3 protein-coding genes and 1 pseudogene are annotated in these 3846 nt (G+C 35.4%); all 4 read left to right on the top strand.

What is annotated here, in order from left to right; translation table 11 throughout:
- On the top strand, nt 1-954 hold a 954-nt coding region (locus tag HMPREF1152_RS04470; protein ID WP_009643973.1), incomplete at its 5' end, for a DNA topoisomerase.
- A gap of 83 nt (nt 955-1037) precedes the next feature.
- Complete coding sequence (locus HMPREF1152_RS04465; protein WP_009643971.1) at nt 1038-1217, top strand: AbrB/MazE/SpoVT family DNA-binding domain-containing protein; 180 nt, start codon at nt 1038-1040, stop codon at nt 1215-1217.
- A 17-nt stretch (nt 1218-1234) separates the two neighbouring features.
- Nucleotides 1235-2662, top strand: coding sequence for an AlbA family DNA-binding domain-containing protein (locus HMPREF1152_RS04460; protein ID WP_009643972.1), 1428 nt, complete (start codon nt 1235-1237; stop codon nt 2660-2662).
- Between the two features lie 173 nt (nt 2663-2835).
- Nucleotides 2836-3846 (top strand): annotated as a pseudogene (locus tag HMPREF1152_RS04455) (helicase-related protein); the annotation flags it as partial.

Here is a 3846-nt window from a genome sequence, read left to right as displayed (position 1 = left end):
ATTCAGAAAGAAAAGATTACTAAACCTGATTTACCCTTTGACCTTACAACACTTCAAAGAGAGTGCAATAAGTATTTCGGATACAGTGCTAAACAGACACTTGACTATGCTCAAAGCCTGTATGAAAAGAAACTGATCACCTATCCAAGAACAGACAGCAGATGTTTAACGGAAGATATGATTGTAAGTACGGTCAATAACATTTTGGGTAAAAATGACTTTGATACAGAGCGTATTAAGGTAGTATTTGATTCTAAAAAGGTTACAGATCATCACGCTATTATTCCGACAGTAAGCTCACTGAGTGAAGGTTTATCAGGCATTCCTGAGAGTGAAGCAAAGGTATATAGGCTTATATCTAATAAGCTCCACGCAAGTGTGGGTTATCCGCTTATTGAAAACACAACAAAGATTGTAGCTTCATTTGATGGCTTTGAGTTTACAAGTGCCGGCAAGGTTGTTAAAGATGACGGCTTTACAAAATATCTTAAAGATTACAAGTCTAAGAAAAATGAAGATATAGAGCTTCCTGATGTAAAAGTAGGCGATGTATTTGAAGTAGAAAATAAAGAGATTAAAGAGAAATTCACCCAACCTCAGAAACACTTTACTGAAGATACACTTTTAAAGGCGATGGAGGTTGCAGGAAATGATGCTTTAGAAAATGGTGTAGAGGTTGAAAGAAAAGGGCTTGGAACACCTGCAACAAGGGCAGGGATTATAGAGAACTTAATTTATAAAGGCTTTGTAGAAAGGGATAAGAAAAATCTTGTAGCCACGCATAAAGGAATTAGTCTTGTAACAATAGTATCTGATACCTTTAAGTCAGCAGAAACGACTGCAAAGTGGGAAATGGAGCTTACAGAGATTGCACAGGGGAAAACATCAAAGGAAGAATTTTTGAAAGATATTGAAAAAGAGATAAGAGAGGTTGTTCTTACATATAGTAAGTAAGTGGGTACTAATTTCAAAGTAGAAAAAATGTCCTAAAAGTGTTATAATCTTTTGTAGGAAAAGTAGGGCGAAAGGAAGTAAGTATGAAAGATATATTTATGGATACTGCAAAAGTTATGGCAAAAGGACAGGTTACTATCCCGAAAAGGATAAGAGAACTTTTGAATTTAGAAAATGGAGATTATGTTACTTTTGTAGTCAATAAAGATAGAGTTGAAATTCAAAATTCCAAAGTTTTTATTGAAGAAAACATTGGGAAATAAAGGTGGTGAAAAAGCAGATGATGATAGATGAAATAAAGAAGTTAATTCAAAATGGAGAGAAGATAGATGTCGAGTTTAAAGAATCCAAAAATGCTTTAACCAAAGATGTCTTTGATACAGTATGCTCTTTCAATAATAGAAATGGTGGACATATTTTACTTGGTGTAAATGATAAAAGAGAGATTGTTGGTGTTAGTAAAGAGAAAGTTGATAAAGTGATTAAGGAATTTACTACGGCGATCAATAATCCGCAAAAGATGTATCCGCCACTTTATTTGCTTCCTGAAGTCTTTGATATAGACGAGAAAAAAGTAATTTACATCAGAGTTCCGGAAGGCTATCAGGTGTGCAGACATAATGGAAGAATTTGGGATAGGTCTTATGAGGGAGACATCAATATAACAGACCATTCCGAACTTGTATATAAGCTATACGCAAGAAAGCAAGGAAGCTATTTTGTTAATAAAGTATATCCGAATCTTGATATTGATTTTCTTGATGCTTCTGTCATTGATAAAGCTAAGAAAATGGCTGTTTCCCGAAATAAAAATCATGTTTGGGAGAATATGAGCAATGAAGAACTTCTTAGAAGTGCCAATTTGATACTGACCGATCCGGAAACAAAGCGTGAGGGAATTACATTAGCAGCTATTCTGCTATTTGGAAAAGACAACTCTATTATGTCCGTTCTTCCACAGCACAAAACTGATGCTATATTCAGAGTTGAAAACAAGGATAGATATGATGATAGAGATGTTGTCATAACAAATCTGATTGATAGTTATGATAGGCTTATTGAGTTTGGGCAAAAGCATTTGAATGATTTATTTGTATTAGACGGAATTGTCAATGTCAATGCAAGAGATAGGATACTTAGAGAGATAGTTTCCAATACATTGGCTCATAGGGATTATTCAAGTGGGTATCCTGCAAAGATGATTATTGATGATGAGAAAATTACTGTTGAAAACAGCAACTTGGCTCATGGTATGGGAGCATTAGACTTGCAGAATTTTGAGCCATTTCCTAAAAACCCTGCTATATCAAAGGTATTTAGAGAAATAGGTCTTGCTGATGAATTAGGCTCAGGAATGAGAAATACCTACAAGTACACACAGCTTTATTCAGGAGAAAACCCGTTATTTGAGGAGGGAGATATATTTAGAACGATTATTCCTCTAAAGAAGATAGCGACGCAAAAGGTTGGGGGCGACAATGTCGCTCATGATGTCGCTCAGGGTGTCGTTCACGATGTCGCTCACGATAAGATAGCCCTCGCAGAGTTTATTAAAGAAAAAGTGAGAAGCAATGATAGGATTACAAGAAAGGCTATTGCAGATGAAGCTGGAGTTAGCGTAAAGACTATTGAAAGAGCTATAAAGGAAATAGATAATCTGAAGTATGTAGGAAGTGGTAATAGCGGACACTGGGAACTTAATGAATAAAAGTAAGTTGCAGAACTATGATTTTTAGTAGGTAATTGATTTTTAAAAGTACCATGCAATAAGGTTTTGTAGCAGAAAAATTAAGTTGCAGTAAGTTGCAATACACAGAATCAAAAGGTGATTAGAGTAAAATCTAACCACCTTTTTTGTTTGGAAAAAAGAAGGAGGTAAAAATGCGAATAAATGATTTTCATAACATTTTGGAGCTTGTAAAACAAGATATTTTACAAAGTGATGCAGAATATCTGAAGCTCCTAAGGGTTGTCGGAAACAATCAAAGATATGACTTTAGAAGTCAATTAAGTATCTATGATAGAAATCCTGAAGCGACAGCCTGTGCCAAGTTCGATTATTGGAGGGAACGATTTAACCGAACTGTTATGAGAGGGCAGAAAGGTATCCCTATTTTAGAGGACTATGGCACATACAAGAAAGTGGACTACATCTTTGATATAGGTCAGACAGTTTCAAGAAACAGAGATGTCAATGAAGTAAATCTATGGAGATTCGATAAAGAAGCCCATCAAGATGTCTTAAAGGAAATGATAAAAAGTGAGGGATATGAAGAGAGTGAAAGTATCTTAGAAAATATCTTTTCTTTAAGCAGGCTTTACGGAGATGAAAAGATAGACAGTCTTATGAACGAGCTTAGAATAGCTGATGAGAATAGAATATCTTTTACAAAGTTTGTGAGAGATTCAGTGAGCTATGCGGTATCTTCAAGGTTTCAGCTTGATTATCCTATAGATAGTGAACTTTTAAGAGAAAATTTTGAAAGACTTGATAGTATATCTCTTATGAGTCTTGTTGAAACCGTATCGGATATTAGCAGAAATATCATTGATGCGACCATTCAGAAAAGTAAAGAGCTTGACAAAAAAGTTTTAAGAGGTAAAGAAGCAGGATATAATAAGATTAGAGAAGAAATTGAGGAGGTAGAAGAAAATGTACTTCGACGAGATGATCAGAAAAGAAATGAAAACGAGCGAGTTCTCCGAAATGGAGAGTACGGACGAGATAATAGAGAAAATCAGGGAGAATACACTAAACAGCTTGGAGGAACAGACGGATTTCATGAAAGAATTCCCGAATCCGACTTACGCAGTGATGAGGCTGGATTATCTATCACAGAGCGAGGAGCAGAGCCACTTCGAGATGTTGGTAGACCTATACAAGGAGAAGAA

The organism is Mogibacterium sp. CM50 (genome assembly GCF_000293155.1).
Classification (GTDB): domain Bacteria; phylum Bacillota; class Clostridia; order Peptostreptococcales; family Anaerovoracaceae; genus Mogibacterium; species Mogibacterium timidum.
This window is presented reverse-complemented; position numbering and strand designations above follow the sequence as displayed.